Origin of the sequence: Kineosporia babensis (assembly GCF_021129305.1) — a bacterium.
Lineage (GTDB): Bacteria > Actinomycetota > Actinomycetes > Actinomycetales > Kineosporiaceae > Kineosporia > Kineosporia babensis.
This window is the reverse complement of the sequence record NZ_JAJOMB010000025.1, coordinates 1-14,522: the sequence shown is the minus strand read 5'-3', so window position 1 is coordinate 14,522 and position 14,522 is coordinate 1. Positions and strand designations below refer to the sequence as shown.

Sequence of the window (14,522 nt, the reverse complement as noted above, 5' to 3'; positions counted from 1 at the left end):
CTCAGGCCGGAACGGAGGTCTCCGCTGCGAAACCTGACCCAATGAACACGTATTCATACATCCGCCGGTGAAAGCACCCCGCCTTGCCGTCGGCCGAGGATGTCATCTAGGTTGACCAGGCCGTGGTGCTCGGGAATTCCGGTGTGAAACCGGAGCGGCCCTCGCCACTGTGATCGGGAAGCTGCCGGTTCGCGAAGTCCGGACCGGGCGCCACTGGGCTGGAATCAGCCTGGGAAGGTGCGCCGGCAGCGTTCGACCCGACAGCCAGGAGACCGGCCACGGCACTGTTTCGCTACCACGAGGTGCTGGAAGGCGGTCCGTTCCATGGGCCATGCACGTGTTCTGAAGACCACCGCGCTCGCTGCGGCGTTCGCCCTGTCCCTCGCCGCCTGCGGCGGCGGCAGCGACGAGGCCGGCGCCGCAGAAGGCAAGAAGACCCTGCGCTACGCGTACGCGTTCACCCCGGTCGCCGGGCTGAGCCCCTACAGCGACGACGCGGTGACCAGCTACGGCGTCGGCGCCACCGAGACCCTGGTCAAGCTCGACCCGTCCGGCACCCCCGAGCCGTCCCTGGCCACTGGGTGGGAACAGCTCGACCTGACCACCTGGCAGATCACCCTGCGCGAGGGTGTGAAGTTCCAGGACGGCACCCCGATGACCGCCGAGGCCGTCGCCGCGTCCCTGACCCATGCCGCCGAGGCCAAGCCCGCCCCGCGGGCGCTGTCCGGCACCGCCCTGACCGTCAGCGCCGAGGGCGAGAACGCGATCAAGGTCGTCACCAAGACGCCCGACCCGGTCCTCATCCAGCGCCTGACCTCGCCGGAGCTGGCGATCCTGGCGCAGAAGGCGTACGCCGACCCGGCCCTGCCCTCGGTGGTCGGGACCGGCACCGGCCCGTACACCATCACCAAGCTGAACGGCACCAGCTCGGCCGACCTGAGTGCCAACACCGGCTACTGGGGCGGCGAGCCGGCCCTGGCCGGGATCGAGCTGAGCTTCGTGGCCGACGGTGACCAGCGGGCCTCCGCGCTGCGCGCCGGGCAGAGCGACCTGGCCCAGGCCCTGCCCGCCGACCAGCTCGAGCAGGTGGGCGCCGACAACGTGGTGGCGGTGCCGCTGCCGCGGACCGTCTCGATCCACCTCACCCAGGACTCGCCGGTGATGGCCAACCCGGCCGCCCGGGAAGTGGCCCGCGAAGCCCTGGAGGGCCTGGACCTGGCCGGAACCATCTACGCCGGCGCCGCCGACCCGGCCCAGGGCCTGTTCTCGTCGGTGTCCACCTGGGCCCAGGACCGCCCCGCCGCCACCTACCCCGCGCCGCTGGACTGGGACACGAGCGAGACACCCCGGCAGATCACGCTGGCCACGTTCTCCGACCGCCCGGAACTGACCGAGATCGCCACCGTCGTCGCCGACCGGTGGCGCAAGGCCGGCTTCGACGTCAAGACGGTGATCCAGGAGTACAACCAGATGGAGTCCGACTACCTCGAGGGCACCTACGACGCGGTCATCATGAGCCGCTCGTACGGCCAGGACACCGCCGACCCGATCAGCTACCTGCAGGCCGACTTCGGTTGCCAGGGCGGCTACAACATCAGCCGGTACTGCGACGAGGACCTCGACACCGCCCTGGCCCAGGCCGCCGAGGAGTCCGACGTCGACGCCCGCAACCAGGCCGCCGTCACCGCCGAGCACGAACTGCTGTCCCAGGTCGCCGTCATCCCGCTGATCCACGACCGCACCCAGTTCGGCATCGCCGACGGCCTCACCGACCTGGCCGGTGACCCGTGGGAGCGGGCCGTCGTCACCGCACAGACCACCTTCAGCAACTGATCCTGCGCACCGTCCGTCGTGATCATGGAGCCGCAACCACACCAGAGCTCCATGATCACGACCAGAACTATGGACGCCCGAGGCACCCGGGCAGGGCTGGCTCGGCTCAGCCGGTGGTTCAGGCCGGATGCCTTACACAGCCGGCCAGCCACGTTGACCGCCCGATCGCCGATCAGCCAATGAAGGCCACCCAGCCAAGCCAACCTCAGCAAGGCTCAGCGACCGGAAAGCGCGCCGCCAGGTGGGGACGGTGGGCCCCCGCCGGCCTGCGCTCGGCCCCCACCACGATCGCGGCGTTCCTGCTGTTGCTGTTCACGGTTGCGGCCCTGCCCTGGCTGCGGGGAGAAGATCCGGCCCAGACCGTGCTGCGGGTGCGCTTCACCGCCCGCGGCAACGACCCCGAGGCCGTCGAGGCCCTCCGCCAGGAACTCGATCTGCCCTCCTCGCCGATCACCGGCGTCCTGACCTGGCTGCTGCACGCCCTGCGCGGCGACTTCGGCACCAGCTGGGTCAGCAGCCAGCCCGTCGACGAACTCGTCCGCCCCGCGCTGATCACCTCACTGACCCTGGCCGGCACCGCCCTCCTGATCGCCGTCCTGGTCGCCGCCGCCCTCCTGACCCCCGCCATCCGGCACAGCTCCAAGTCCGGCCCCACCGGCCCGGCCCGCATCCCCCGCCTGCTCAACGGCCCCGTCCCCGCAGCGCTCGCGGCCCTCCCCGAGGTCGTCGTCGCCGTCGTGGGCGTGCTGTTGTTCGCCGTCACCTGGCGTCTGCTTCCGGTCTTCGGCTGGAACGGACCCGCGAGCGCGGTGCTGCCCGGTCTGGCCCTCGGCCTCCCGGCGGGCGGACTGCTGGCGCGCATGCTGTCCTCCACCGCGGAGCAAACCCTGTCCGACCCCTGGGTGCGGACCTGGCGGGCCAGCGGCCTGGACCGGCGGCCGCTGCGGCGGGCGGTGGTCCGGCGCCTCGTGGCCGTGGGCGCACCGCAGGTCGTGGTGGTGGGCATGTCGATCGTCGGCTCGTCCGTGGCGGTGGAGAAGGTCTTCTCCATCCCCGGCGCCGGAACGCTCGCCCTGGACGCCGTGCTGGCCGAGGACCTGCCGGTCGTGCAGGCGGTGCTCGCCAGTTTCGTCGTGGTCGGGTTGCTTGCCGCCGGGGTAGCGGCCGCGGTCCACCGGGGGCTTGCCGTGCTGGAGGCGGAGCGGACCCTGGGGGTACACGCCGGGCTGGGGTCAGGAAATGTGGGACGTCGGCGCTGGGTTCTCGGCGGCCTGATGGCTTTGCTGCTGGCGGGCCTGGTCACGGGGCTGTTCCGCGACGGCACCGGCACGGACCTGTCCCTGCGCCTGGCCTCGCCGAGCCTGGCTCACCCGCTGGGCGCCGACGCTGTAGGACACGACCAGTGGGGACGCCTGGCGGAGGGCACCGTCCTGACCGTCTCCCTGGCCGCCGCGATCACGCTCGCCGCGCTGCTGATCGGCGCCCTGCTGGGAACGGCCGCCGGCCTGACCAGCTCCAGCGGGAACCCGGGCGCACTGGACGTCCTGGCCACCGTGCCCTCCAACCTCGTCGGCCTGCTCGTGGCCGCAGCCCTGGGGCCAGGCCTGCACGGCGCCTGCCTGGCCGTTCTCCTGGTCGCCTGGATCCCCCTGGCCGTGCATGCCCGCACCCTCACCGCCGAGACCCGCTCCGCCGGCTACGTCCGCGCCGCCGTCCTGGCCGGTGCCGGTCCCTGGCGACTCCTGCGGGTCCACGTCCTGCCCGCTGTCCTCACGCCCCTGCTCCGCCACGCTTTGGTCCGCCTGCCCGCCGCTGCCCTGGGCATCGCCGGCCTGAGCTTCCTCGGCCTCGGCGCCGACCCCGACCGCCCCGAACTCGGCGCCATGCTGGCCGCCGGCGTCGGCTACCTGGCCACTGCCCCCTGGCTCGTCCTCGGCCCCGCCGGTGTCCTCGTCGCCCTTGCCGTCCTGACCAGCTCCGAACGCCCCGCCTCCTGAACCGTGGAACACTGTCGGGACTCGAACGCGAGGAGGACCCTTCATGCCACGCCAGTGGAAGGGCCACACGTTCTACAGCCGCGAAGAGCTGGCGGCCATGACGCCGGCCGAGTATGAAAACGCGCTGCGCCGACACCGGGCCAATCCGGTGCGAGAAGGCGAGTTGCCAGACGCCTTCGTCCAGGCCATGAACTCCGAGCTGGCCGAGCAGGTCGAGGAGTTCGAAGCCCGGCGCCGCAGCGCAGCATCCTGAGCCCTCGGCCAAGTACGTCGTCATGCCGCACTCGGATTTCTACGACGCCGTCCAGTCGATCGCCGACCCGCAGGCTAAAGCCCCGTGAACAGCCCGCCCACCGAGGTCACCGCCTCCCGGAAGAACTGTGCCACCGACCAGACGAGCACGATCCACATCAGGACCTTGCCCCGGTAGCTCTCCGGAAAGCGCCACATCTGGAAGAGCATCCACAGGGCCAGCGGGATCGACATGAAGTACAGGCCCATCACCGCGGTCAGGACCGCCCAGAACACCGCGAAACTCCACCTGCGGCCCGTCTTCCGTTCCCGCGGCTGCCGGCTCTGGCGAGCGGCCCGGATCAGTCCTTCACGCCAGCGTTCCTTCGCCTCCTGATCGGCCTGGACCCGGGCCCACAGGTCGTCCGGCTCATCGTCCAGGCCCTTGTCCGGAAACTTCTCCCCGGAAGACTCAGGCGACGAAGGAGCCGGCGGGTCCTCCACGACTTCCTCGGGTTCCCAGGTACCCCACCAAACCTGTTCACCGCCTGCAGCGGACGCCGGGTCCGGCACGGCCTCGTCCCAGACCGAACCCTCGCTGTCCCGGACCGGATCCTTGCCGTCCCAGGCCGGACCTTCGCTGTCTCTGGCCGGGCCCTCGAAACCGTCCGAGGAGGCACCGGCCGACTCCGGCGTACCCCAGGCCGGGTCGAAACCCCGCAGCGAACGCAGGTGATCGTCGTAGTCGGGCCGCTCCCGGGTCAGCCATCGGTAGGCGATCGCCACCTGGGCCGACTCGTCCCGGTCGCCCCCGAGGTCCGGATGCACCTCACGTTGTCGTCGCCGGTACGCCTTGACCACGTCCGCGGCCGGCGCGCTCTCGGGCAGCTGCAGCACCTCGTAGGCCGTGCGCCCACCCAGATCCGAATACCGGCCCATCACCCTCAGCCACCCCGCTCAACGCCTCAACCAAGACCCGGTCACCGCCCGATTCGCCGGGCCACGTCGGCCCGGCGGCAGACCAGGTCCCAGTGCGCGGTGGCCTCCTCGTGCCCGGCCGGGACGAACCGTGAGCCGGTGGCCGAGGTGACCGTGTGTTCCCCGGCCAGCACGGTGACGAAGATGCTGGTCTCGTTCGGGCTGCCCCAGTAGTAGATCTCCGAGCGCAGCAGTCGCTCACCCTGCACGAAGGGCTCCAGCAGCAGATGCTGGGCCTTCGGCGGCATCGCCCCGAGCGTGCTCGCACCCAGCTCGGACAGCCCGATCAGACGCACGGCGGCCTTCCCCGCCGAAGCCGCCGAGGGACCGACGTCGCCACCGGAACGCCGGCCGGGTGCCTGCCGTTCGGGTTTCCAGCTGATCGCGACCTGACGGGAGCTGCCCGGCCTGAACAGGTAGGCGTGGATCGCCGCCACCGGTTGGCGCTCGGTGTTCAGCCGCGGCTCGGCGAACACGAACCCGTCGCGCCCGAGCAGGCCCGCCTCGACGGCTGTTCGCCCGCCCACCCTCCGGTGCACGGCCCACCACTGCAGGCTCGGCCCGGCCAGTTCGACCAGTCGCTCACGGGTTCGCGGGCCCAGCTCCCACCAGCAGGTATCCCGATCCGGGCCGGGACCGCCGAAATCCAGCTCACCCGAGAGCAATCGCCGCTCGCCCCCGGCCACCAGCCCGTTCGGACCGGCCCGCGCAACCCGCTGCCGACGGACGTCGATCTCGTGCGTGTACTCGGCCACAGCCACCCCCGCCGCTGCCCATGTGCCCCGTTTGGGAGGGTTCACACCTTAGCGGCGACCACCGTCAAAACGGGATTCGCGCAGCCACCAACAGCCCGAGCACCACGACCAGCACGGCCAGGACGATCGCGTCCAAGCCCACCGACGCCCGCCCCCGGCGCTTGGGCAACACCCGAAAGCCCAACCGCGGCAGCCCGACTCGGGGCAGAGACGGAAGGCCGATCCGAGGAGCAGAAGGCAGGCCAACCGCAGGCAGCCGGGGAAGGCCCATCCGCGGCAACCGCAGACGCCGACGCGATCGTGGCTTGTGCTCGGCGGCATAGGGCGGATGAAAGACCCGCGAAGGCCCACCGGTCGCAGCACCCGGGCGCGCTCGCCCCGAACCGGCAGAGCCGCTGGATCCGCTTGAGTCAGGGAACTGGGTAGCAGTGGCGGCCCCACCCGTAGCGGCGGCGGAACTGATCCCGGCAGCGGGTTCTGCAGGACCGGCAGGACTGACGGGATCAGAAGGACCGTCCGCTCCACCGGACCTTGCCGAACCCGCGAAACCAGTCGGCGTGCCTGCGGAACCGGTGGGCCCGGCCGAGCTCGCGGAACCAGGGAACGACCAAGAACCTGAAGGAGAGACTTCAGCGGGTGCCACGAAACCAGGTCCCGTTTCGGCAGGTCCCTTCCCAGGTTCGGCCCGGCCCGTCCCAGCGGAACCTTCACCCGTCCGGACAGAACCGGTCGCCGCCCCACCAGCCGATGAAGCCGAACCAGCAGCGGCCCGACGTCTAGCCCGTCTTTGCGCATCAGCCTTCAACCGCGCCTCCCGGCGCCGCGCAACTTCCTGGCGGCTGACGTCCAAAAGCATTTGTTCCTGCGTCGGCGGCCCCACCACCCACGCCGGCCCGGCCCCATCCCCCGCAGACCCCGCTACCCCTGAACCGCCGCCATCCCCCTCCGGCGACGGCGACGGCGACGGCGACCACTCCGTCCGTACTTCCGCTCCGGGACGGGGCCAGCTACTGGTGGGAGGCCCTTCTCGCCACGACCCCCGCTGCTGATGCTGGCGCTCGGCCCATTCCGCCGCACGCCCAGCCATCCGCTCCTGACCCACGCTCCGGAACGACCCCGTCGACGTACCCGGCGCAGGGAAGTCGAACTCCTCGGCAGCAACGGGTTCCAGCACCCGCCCCCACTGCGGATCGTCCTGACGCCGCTCGAACACGAAGCGCTCGTACCCACCGCGGTGCCGGGTCAGCCAGCGGTGGGCGACCGAGACGTGCTGGGCCTCGTCCCGATCGCCCCCACGGTCCGGATGCAGCTCCCGCATCCGCCGCCGGTACGCCTTGTTGACCTCGTCCGGTCCGGCCGTCTCCAAGACCCCCAGCACCTGGTAGGCACTACGGCCGTCGAGTTCGTGGAAGCGGGCTGCAATCACCGCAGGAGTATCCCGCGCCGCAGCCCGCTCACGGCCCTACTTCGCCAGGGTCTCCCCGAACAGGTCCAGCATCGCCCGCCAGCTACGCCGGTCCGCGAGCTCCCGGTACATCGGGATGCCGGGCAGCGTGAACGCGTGCGGCGCGCCGGAATACGTGGTGACGGTCCAGTCCAGGCCCTCCTTGGTGCGCAGTTCCTCCTGGAACTTCACCACGTCCTCGTCCGGGACCACCGGGTCCGCGCCGCCGGTCAGGATCAGCAGGGGGCCGGTGATCTTGTCCACGTCCGCCGGCTCGTGAGCAATCAGCCCGCCGTGGAACGACACCGTCGCCGCGAGCGGAACCCCGGTACGGGCGAACTCCAGCGCCGCGCTGCCCCCGAAGCAGTACCCGATCACCGCGATGCGCTTGCTGTCGGTCTGGCTGTGCATCAGCACCAGGTCGTAGGCGGCGCCGACGCGGGCGCGCAGCAGCGGCAGGTCGTTGTAGTACTTGCCGGCTTCGGCCTCGCAGTCCTCGTCCTTCTCGAACTGCCGGCCGCCGCCGTACACGTCGGCGCAGAACACGAGGTAGCCCAGCCGGGCCAGCATGTGGGCGCGGGCCTTGGGGTACTCGGTCAGGCCGCGCCAGTCGTGCACGATGACCACGGCCGGCTTGGGCGCGGGGATCGCGGTGTCGTTCACCAGGAAGCCCCGCAGAGAGGTGCCGTTGTGGTCGTAGGTCACGACCTTCTCCTCGATCCGCGAATCGGGCCCGAGCGGCACACGGTCGACGAGCTCGGCGTGGACGGGGGAAAAGTCGGTCACTCCTGGACTCCCTGTTCGATTGAGGACGCCGTGCTCACCGTCGGTTTCCCGGTGGCGCGGCGGCGCGGTGATTGCTTGATCAACATACTGGCCCGGCCTGGTGCCGTACCTCGCCGGGTGGGCAGCCGTGAATCATCCGGCCCGCAGGTTGTCCAGCTTGCTGACGTCGATGCGGGTGTAGGTGTCACGCAGGCCGGACAGGTGCGAGCGCATCGCCCGCCGGGCCCCGCGGCTGTTGCGGTCGCGCACGTGCGCCACGATCTCGGCGTGCTCGGCGGCCACCCGCAGCCAGAACTCCTCGCCGGGCTCGACCCGGTGGAAGCGCTCGCGCAGGACGGTGAACACCGGTGTGGCCATCATCTCCAGCACCGGGTTCCCGGCCGCGCGCAGCAGCAGCAGGTGGAAGTGGCTGTTCAGGTGGGCAACTGAGGGGTCGCCGGCCTCGTTCATCCCGGCCACGCTCTGCTCCAGCTGGTGCAGGTCCTCCTCCGAGCGGCGGCGGGCGGCCAGCTCGGCGGCCGGAACCTCCAGCTGTGAGCGCATCTCCAGCAGGTGAGCCGAGGTGACCCGGCTGCGCGAGAGCAGGGTCAGGGACGTCTCCAGGTGCTCGACCACGTCGTCCGGGGAGGGCTCGGCGACGAACGTGCCCCCGTTGACCCCGCGCGAGGAGGTCAGCAGCTTCTGCGCGGACAGCACGCGCAGGGCCTCCCGCAGCGTGCCGCGGCTGATCCGCATCCGGGCGGTGAGCTCGCCCTCGGAGGGCAGCCGGTCGCCGGGCTGCAGCTCGCCGTCGACGATCATCTGCCGCAGCTCTCCGGCTACACGCTCGTATTCCAGCGGGCGCGGGCCGGAGGGGGCGGACATGCGCCCAACCGTATCGAAAGCGCACCGACTGTGACCTCTTGGGTGATAAGCAGGCAGAGCGTTCTACAGATCGTTACCTGGTCAGACCGCGGCGTCCGGGAAGGCGATCACCGACAGGAACCGGATCGGCACGCTGATCAGGTCGACCGGGCCGTGTGCGCCCTCGCCGTCGATGACCAGCGAGTCGCCGGGCTGCAGGCGGTACACCGAGCGGCTGTGTGCGTAGTCCATCTCGCCCTCGAGCATGTACAGGAACTCGGTGCCCGGGTGCTGGAACAGCGGGTACTCCTGGCTCTTGCTGGTCAGCGTGACGTGCAGGCACTCCAGGCGCTTGTGTTCCCCGCGCAGGGCCCCGAGCTGGTGGTACTCGTGCCCGGCGCGGGAGCCGTGCCGGACGATCGGGGTGCCCTGCCCGGCCTGCACGAACGAGGCCGGCCGCTCGGTCTCGGCGCCGCGCAGCAGCGAGGTGACCGGAACGTCCAGGCCCCGGGCGAGCATGGCCAGGGTGCTGAGGCTGCACGAGGTCTGGGCGTTCTCGATCTTCGACATCATCGCCTTGGAGATGCCGACCCGGGCGGCCATGTCGGCCACGGTCAGCCCCTGCTGCTGCCGGAGCCGGCGAACGTTGCGGGCGATCGCCGTCTCCAGCTCCAGCTCTTCGGGCGGTTCCGAGGGGTCCCGGTCCCGGGCGATTCCGGACTCGTTACGGATCAGCGGTGCATCAGACACGATGTCACCTTCCCACGGAGACCGGTCAGAGCCCCTGGCCGGGAATCCACCCCGTGCCGGCCAGCGGTACCCGGGCCATCGCGGCAGACTCGATGGTCAGCGCCACCAGGTCCTCGGGTTCCAGGTGGGTGACGTGCGCCTTGCCGCAGGCCCGGGCGATCGTCTGCGCCTCCATCGTCAGCACCCGCAGGTAGTTCGCCAGCCGCCGGCCGCCCTCCACCGGATCCAGGCGCTGCTCCAGCTGCGGGTCCTGGGTACTGATCCCGGCCGGGTCCCGCCCGTCCTGGTAGTCGTCGTAGAAACCGGCCGCGCTGCCGAGCTTCTCGTACTCGGCCGCCCACCGCGGATGGTTGTCCCCCAGCGCCACCAGCGCTGCCGTCCCGATCGCCACCGCGTCCGCGCCGAGCGCCAGCGCCTTGGCCACATCGGCCCCGGTCCGGATGCCCCCGGAGACGATCAGCTGCACACCGTCGGGCTTGCGGTGCACCCCCAGTTCCTGCAGCGCCTGCACCGCCTGGGGAATCGCCGCCAGAGTAGGGATCCCGACATGCTCGATGAACACGTCCTGGGTGGCGGCCGTCCCGCCCTGCATCCCGTCGACCACCACCACATCGGCCCCGGCGTGCACCGCGAGCTTGACGTCGTAGTAGGTGCGGCTGGCCCCGACCTTGACGTAGATCGGCTTCTCCCAGTCGGTGATCTCCCGCAGCTCGAGGATCTTGATGGTCAGATCGTCCGGGCCGGTCCAGTCCGGATGCCGCGAGGCGCTGCGCTGATCGATGCCCTGCGGCAGCGTCCGCATCCCCGCCACCCGCTCGGAGATCTTCTGCCCCAGCAGCATCCCACCGCCCCCGGGCTTGGCCCCCTGCCCGAGCACCACCTCGATCGCATCAGCCTTGCGCAGGTCATCGGGGTTCATCCCGTACCGCGAAGGCAAGTACTGGTACACCAGGTGTTTCGACTGACCACGCTCCTCCGGCGTCATCCCGCCGTCCCCGGTCGTGGTGGAGGTACCGACCTCCGAGGCACCCCGGCCCAGAGCATCCTTCGCCCGGCCGGACAGCGCCCCGAACGACATGCCGGCAATCGTCACCGGGATGTCCAGCCGCAGCGGGAACTTCGCGTTGCGCCCGCCCAGCACGACATCGGTGCCGCACGCCTCGCGATAGCCCTCCAGCGGGTACCGCGACATGCTCGCCCCCAGGAACAGCAGGTCGTCGAAGTGCGGCAGGGCCCGCTTGGCCCCCCAGCCGCGGATGTCGTAGACACCGGTCTCGGCCGCGCGCTGAATACCCGCGATGGTGGCCCGGTCGAAGGTGGCGGACTCGCGCAGACCCAGCCGCGAGCGGTCGTCAGAGGTGAAAGACATGCGAGAACCTCAGTAGGAGTTGGCGGCGTGGAAGTGGTAGAGCGTGCGGGCCGAGCCGTAACGGGTGTACGCGGCCGGGTCGTCGCCCTCGAAACCGGCCGACTTCAGCAGCGCAGCCAGCTCCTCGAGGTGCTCGGGCCGCATCTCCTTGGCCACACAGTCGGCCCCTAGCGAGGCCACCGTCCCCCGCACGTACAGCCGCGCCTCGTAGATCGAGTCCCCCAGGCCGTCACCTGCATCACCCCGCACCACCATCCGCCCGGCCTGGGCCATGAACGCGCTGCCGTGCCCGACGTTCCCGCCGACCACAATGTCCACGCCCTTCATCGAGATCCCGCAGCGCGCCGCGGCGTTTCCCTCGATGACGAGCAGACCCCCGTGCGCGGTGGCCCCCGCCGACTGCGAGGCATTACCCCGGACCGTGACCGTGCCACTCATCATGTTCTCGGCAACGCCGGTACCGGCGTTGCCGAGGATGCTCACGCTCGCCCGCTGGTTCATCCCGGCGGCGTAGTACCCGACGTGCCCCTGCACCGTCACGTTCACCGGGGACGTCAGGCCCACCGCCAGGTTGTGCGCCCCGGCCGGATTTTCCACCAGAAAATCACCGGCCAGACCGGGGGCGTGCAACGCCGCGTTCACCTCACGCAACGGCATCTGCGTCAGGTCGAAGATCACCTGGTCCATGCGTACACCACCTCAGGCTCGGGCTCCCAGATCCGCGCGTGCTCCACCCCGGGAAGATCCGACAGGGCGCGATACTCACTGGCCATCGCCACCCACGCATCCGTCTCGGCGATCACCGCCGGCTTACAGGCAATCGCGTCCCGCACCACCGCGAAGCTGTCGGAGTTCGAGACCAGCAACGTGTAGAAACCGTCGAAGGTCGAGCACAGCTCCTTCAGCGCCGTCTCCACATCGCGCCCCTGCTCCAGCTGATGCGCCACGAACCGGGCCCCCACCTCGGTGTCGTTCTCACTGTCGAACCGCACCCCCGCCGCCCGCAGATCCCGGCGGATCGTGGCGTGATTGGCGAACGAACCGTTGTGCACCAGACACTGATCCGGCCCCACGGCATACGGATGCGCACCCGAGGGGGTGACCGCGGACTCGGTAGCCATCCGCGTGTGCCCCACACCCTGCCACCCCTGAGCCTTCGCAAGCCCCCAGGAGGCGGCCAGCGCTCGCGGATGTCCCACGCCCTTCAGCACGGTCACGTCGGAACCGAACCCCGCGACCAGAACGTCCGGCCTGACCGCGCGCACCGCCTCCAGGAGATCACCCGACGCAGCCGTCAGCACGGTGGTGTCGCCCAGCCGCTGACCGGCGACCGGAGAACCCAACGAGACGCTGACCGCGTCAGCCAGCCCCGCTACGTCCTCTGCTACTTCCAGCAAGGAGACGGAACTGTGCCCCTCCGGAGACCACTCACGGTCGCCGTACACCGCTACCCCGGCCGAATCCTGCCCCCTGTCTTCCATCTCGCAGAGCATGCCGGTCAGCAGCTCCCCGAGCCTGGGGTACAGGGCGGCGTCGCGCAGGTGCAACCCCACGATTCCGCACATCCGGATCTACCTCCTTGTCACTGATCTCAAAACCAATGGACGCTTGTCAGTCCAGTTTCAGAAGGCCGTCAGATAGCGCTCGTGCTCCCAGGGCCCGACCGCGGAGTGCCACTCGAAGAACTCCCTGGTCTTCAGCTCGGCGAAGTACTCGGAAACCCCGTCCCCGACGGTGTCCAGCGCCCCGGTGATCACCGGATCCGCCCGGAACTCGTCCACCGCGTGCAGCAGGGTCAACGGCAGCGTCCCCAGATCCGGGCCCGTACCCACGGCCCCGAGCGACAGGTTGCGCTTGATCCCGTCCAGCCCAGCCGCGAGCGCCGCCGCCACCGCCAGATAGGGGTTGGCCGAACCGTCCGCACCCCGCAGTTCGATCCGCTGCTCGTCAGGAACCCGGACGTAGTGAGTACGGTCGTTACCGCCGTAGGTAGGCCGGTTCGGCGCCCAGGAGGCACCCGAGGCGGTAGACGTCGCCCGGGTCCGTTTGTAGGAGTTCACCGTCGGCGCGATCACCGCCTGCAGCGCACACGCGTGCTCCAGGATGCCCGCCACGAACGAGTAGGCGGTCGGGGAAAGCCCCAGACCTTGAGCGTCTTTCGCTGCGTCGTCGGCCGGGAAGACCGTGCTGCCGCCGCTGGTCAGCGACAGATGCAGGTGCAGGCCGGTGCCGGTCTTGTCCGCGAACGGCTTGGGCATGAACGTCGCAATCATGCCCTTCTCCGAGGCCAGCACCGACAGCAGGTACCGCAGGGTGATCACCCGGTCGGCCGTGGTCAGCGCGTCCGCGTAGTCGAAGTTCTGCTCGAACTGGCCGTTGCCGTCCTCGTGGTCGTTCGCGTAGTTGCCCCAGCCCAGCGCGTTCATCGCATCGCTGATCGCGGCCAGGTGCTCGTACATCCGGGTCACCCCGCGCGCGTCGTAACAAGGCTGCGCGGCCGTGTCCTGGGCATCGGCCGGCACCAGGTCCGCGCCGTCCTTGCGCAGCAGGAAGTACTCCACCTCGGCGCCCACGTGCGGTTCGAACCCGGCATCGGCGACCCGCTGGACGAGCGACTTCAGGATCACCCGCGGCGCGAAGGGCCAGGGCCTGCCGTTCACGTGCGGGTCACAATGGACGATCGCCAGGCCTTCGCGCACGAACGGCACCGGAGTGAACGAGGAGACGTCCGGAACTGCCATCAGATCCGGGTCTTTCGGCTCCTGCCCGATCGCGCCGACCGCGTACCCGGCGAATCCCACCCCGTCGCGCTCCAGGACGTCCACCGCCCGGGCCGGCACCAGCTTGGCGCACGGCTTGCCGTTCAGGTCCACGAACAGGGCGAGGACGAACGTGGTACCGGTCCGCTCGCACAGCTCGACCAGGCTTGGGCTCACCGGCCCACCAACCGCCTCTGTCATCTGCTTCTCCGTCCCACTCATCCACCGACAGGAACCCTTGTTTCCGATCAGTGAACATGGGCATTGTTGCAGACCGATTACCGCGATGTACCGGGCCGCCGCCGGCCAGAGGCGAAGGACACATCCCGCACCGACCCGGCCGACGTCGTCCGCGGACTACTCAGGACCTGACCCCTACTCCGTCGGCACCAACGTCGCGATGTAGCGAAGGCTGGTCGTGACGAGCACGAAGGTGAGCGCGTAGCCGAGCTCCGTGGCCGCCGGATAGGCCAAGGCCAGCTGGGCATGCGGATGAGGGCGCTGCTGCGGGGTCAGGTCCGCGAACCAGACCGGCCCTGGGGTCTCGCGATCCTCCAGGCACTCCACCAGCTCCTGAATCGGGAAGCGACCCTCGACGTCCTGGAAGTACTCGCCCACTGCGTACTGCGTGAAACTGCCCTCACAGGTCAGGAATCCACCCCCGTCGCCCAGGCTTGCCTTAGCCTCACGCAGGGCGCCGGCCCAGCCAGCGGCATTCTGACTGACAAAGAAGTAACGCTGGTCCGGATCGGCCACAAAGAATCCCCCTACATAAGG

At 70.1% G+C, this 14,522-nt stretch carries 14 protein-coding genes and 1 riboswitch; of the genes, 3 read left to right on the top strand and 11 right to left on the bottom strand.

What is annotated here, in order from left to right:
* Positions 1 to 106: 106 nt before the first annotated feature.
* A riboswitch (cobalamin riboswitch) is annotated at positions 107 to 295 on the top strand.
* Positions 296 to 324: 29 nt separating this feature from the next.
* From LR394_RS33580 to LR394_RS33570, 3 genes are all read left to right on the top strand, one after another.
* Complete coding sequence (locus LR394_RS33580; RefSeq protein WP_231448657.1) at positions 325 to 1,833, top strand: ABC transporter substrate-binding protein; 1,509 nt, start codon at positions 325 to 327, stop codon at positions 1,831 to 1,833.
* Positions 1,834 to 2,012: 179 nt separating this feature from the next.
* On the top strand, positions 2,013 to 3,830 hold the full coding sequence (locus LR394_RS33575) for an ABC transporter permease subunit (RefSeq protein ID WP_269330224.1): 1,818 nt from the start codon (positions 2,013 to 2,015) through the stop codon (positions 3,828 to 3,830).
* Positions 3,831 to 3,873: 43 nt separating this feature from the next.
* Positions 3,874 to 4,083, top strand: a complete 210-nt coding sequence (locus LR394_RS33570; protein WP_231448656.1) for a hypothetical protein — start codon at positions 3,874 to 3,876, stop codon at positions 4,081 to 4,083.
* Between the two features lie 74 nt (positions 4,084 to 4,157).
* On the opposite strand, the gene LR394_RS33565 is transcribed toward LR394_RS33570, so the two are convergent.
* From LR394_RS33565 to LR394_RS33520, 11 genes are all read right to left on the bottom strand, one after another.
* Entirely contained in the window at positions 4,158 to 5,000 is an 843-nt protein-coding gene (locus tag LR394_RS33565; protein ID WP_231448655.1) for a J domain-containing protein, read from the bottom strand.
* A 41-nt stretch (positions 5,001 to 5,041) separates the two neighbouring features.
* On the bottom strand, positions 5,042 to 5,794 hold the full coding sequence (locus tag LR394_RS33560) for a hypothetical protein (protein WP_231448654.1): 753 nt from the start codon (positions 5,792 to 5,794) through the stop codon (positions 5,042 to 5,044).
* A gap of 64 nt (positions 5,795 to 5,858) precedes the next feature.
* A complete protein-coding gene (locus LR394_RS43800) occupies positions 5,859 to 7,172 on the bottom strand; it encodes a J domain-containing protein (RefSeq protein ID WP_407937182.1) in 1,314 nt (437 codons plus the stop codon).
* An 84-nt stretch (positions 7,173 to 7,256) separates the two neighbouring features.
* On the bottom strand, positions 7,257 to 8,024 hold the full coding sequence (locus tag LR394_RS33555) for a dienelactone hydrolase family protein (RefSeq protein WP_231448653.1): 768 nt from the start codon (positions 8,022 to 8,024) through the stop codon (positions 7,257 to 7,259).
* Between the two features lie 132 nt (positions 8,025 to 8,156).
* Complete coding sequence (locus LR394_RS33550; protein WP_231448652.1) at positions 8,157 to 8,888, bottom strand: FadR/GntR family transcriptional regulator; 732 nt, start codon at positions 8,886 to 8,888, stop codon at positions 8,157 to 8,159.
* An 81-nt stretch (positions 8,889 to 8,969) separates the two neighbouring features.
* Complete coding sequence (locus tag LR394_RS33545; RefSeq protein ID WP_231448651.1) at positions 8,970 to 9,617, bottom strand: helix-turn-helix domain-containing protein; 648 nt, start codon at positions 9,615 to 9,617, stop codon at positions 8,970 to 8,972.
* Between the two features lie 25 nt (positions 9,618 to 9,642).
* Positions 9,643 to 10,986 (bottom strand): FMN-binding glutamate synthase family protein, encoded by a 1,344-nt coding sequence (locus tag LR394_RS33540; protein ID WP_231448650.1) that lies wholly within the window; start codon positions 10,984 to 10,986, stop codon positions 9,643 to 9,645.
* A gap of 9 nt (positions 10,987 to 10,995) precedes the next feature.
* Positions 10,996 to 11,673, bottom strand: a complete 678-nt coding sequence (locus tag LR394_RS33535) for a GltB/FmdC/FwdC-like GXGXG domain-containing protein (RefSeq protein WP_231448649.1) — start codon at positions 11,671 to 11,673, stop codon at positions 10,996 to 10,998.
* A complete protein-coding gene (locus tag LR394_RS33530) occupies positions 11,661 to 12,551 on the bottom strand; it encodes a class II glutamine amidotransferase domain-containing protein (RefSeq protein WP_231448648.1) in 891 nt (296 codons plus the stop codon). The genes LR394_RS33535 and LR394_RS33530 overlap by 13 nt, the downstream gene beginning before the upstream one ends.
* A 57-nt stretch (positions 12,552 to 12,608) precedes the next feature.
* The gene (gene glnT / locus LR394_RS33525) at positions 12,609 to 13,946 is read right to left on the bottom strand and encodes a type III glutamate--ammonia ligase (RefSeq protein ID WP_231448647.1); all 1,338 of its coding nucleotides are present in this window, start codon (positions 13,944 to 13,946) and stop codon (positions 12,609 to 12,611) included.
* Positions 13,947 to 14,120: 174 nt separating this feature from the next.
* A partial coding sequence (locus LR394_RS33520) for a hypothetical protein (protein ID WP_231448646.1) occupies positions 14,121 to 14,522 on the bottom strand: 402 nt, incomplete at its 5' end.

What these genes read in the sequence shown, in the direction of transcription:
- LR394_RS33565 (WP_231448655.1), bottom strand. Translation starts at nt 5,000, where the DNA reads ATGGGCCGGTATTCGGATCTGGGTGGGCGCACGGCCTACGAGGTGCTG.
- LR394_RS33530 (WP_231448648.1), bottom strand. Translation starts at nt 12,551, where the DNA reads ATGTGCGGAATCGTGGGGTTGCACCTGCGCGACGCCGCCCTGTACCCC.
- LR394_RS33570 (WP_231448656.1), top strand. Translation starts at nt 3,874, where the DNA reads ATGCCACGCCAGTGGAAGGGCCACACGTTCTACAGCCGCGAAGAGCTG.
- LR394_RS33580 (WP_231448657.1), top strand. Translation starts at nt 325, where the DNA reads ATGGGCCATGCACGTGTTCTGAAGACCACCGCGCTCGCTGCGGCGTTC.
- LR394_RS33550 (WP_231448652.1), bottom strand. Translation starts at nt 8,888, where the DNA reads ATGTCCGCCCCCTCCGGCCCGCGCCCGCTGGAATACGAGCGTGTAGCC.
- glnT (WP_231448647.1), bottom strand. Translation starts at nt 13,946, where the DNA reads ATGACAGAGGCGGTTGGTGGGCCGGTGAGCCCAAGCCTGGTCGAGCTG.
- LR394_RS33540 (WP_231448650.1), bottom strand. Translation starts at nt 10,986, where the DNA reads ATGTCTTTCACCTCTGACGACCGCTCGCGGCTGGGTCTGCGCGAGTCC.
- LR394_RS33535 (WP_231448649.1), bottom strand. Translation starts at nt 11,673, where the DNA reads ATGGACCAGGTGATCTTCGACCTGACGCAGATGCCGTTGCGTGAGGTG.
- LR394_RS33575 (WP_269330224.1), top strand. Translation starts at nt 2,013, where the DNA reads ATGAAGGCCACCCAGCCAAGCCAACCTCAGCAAGGCTCAGCGACCGGA.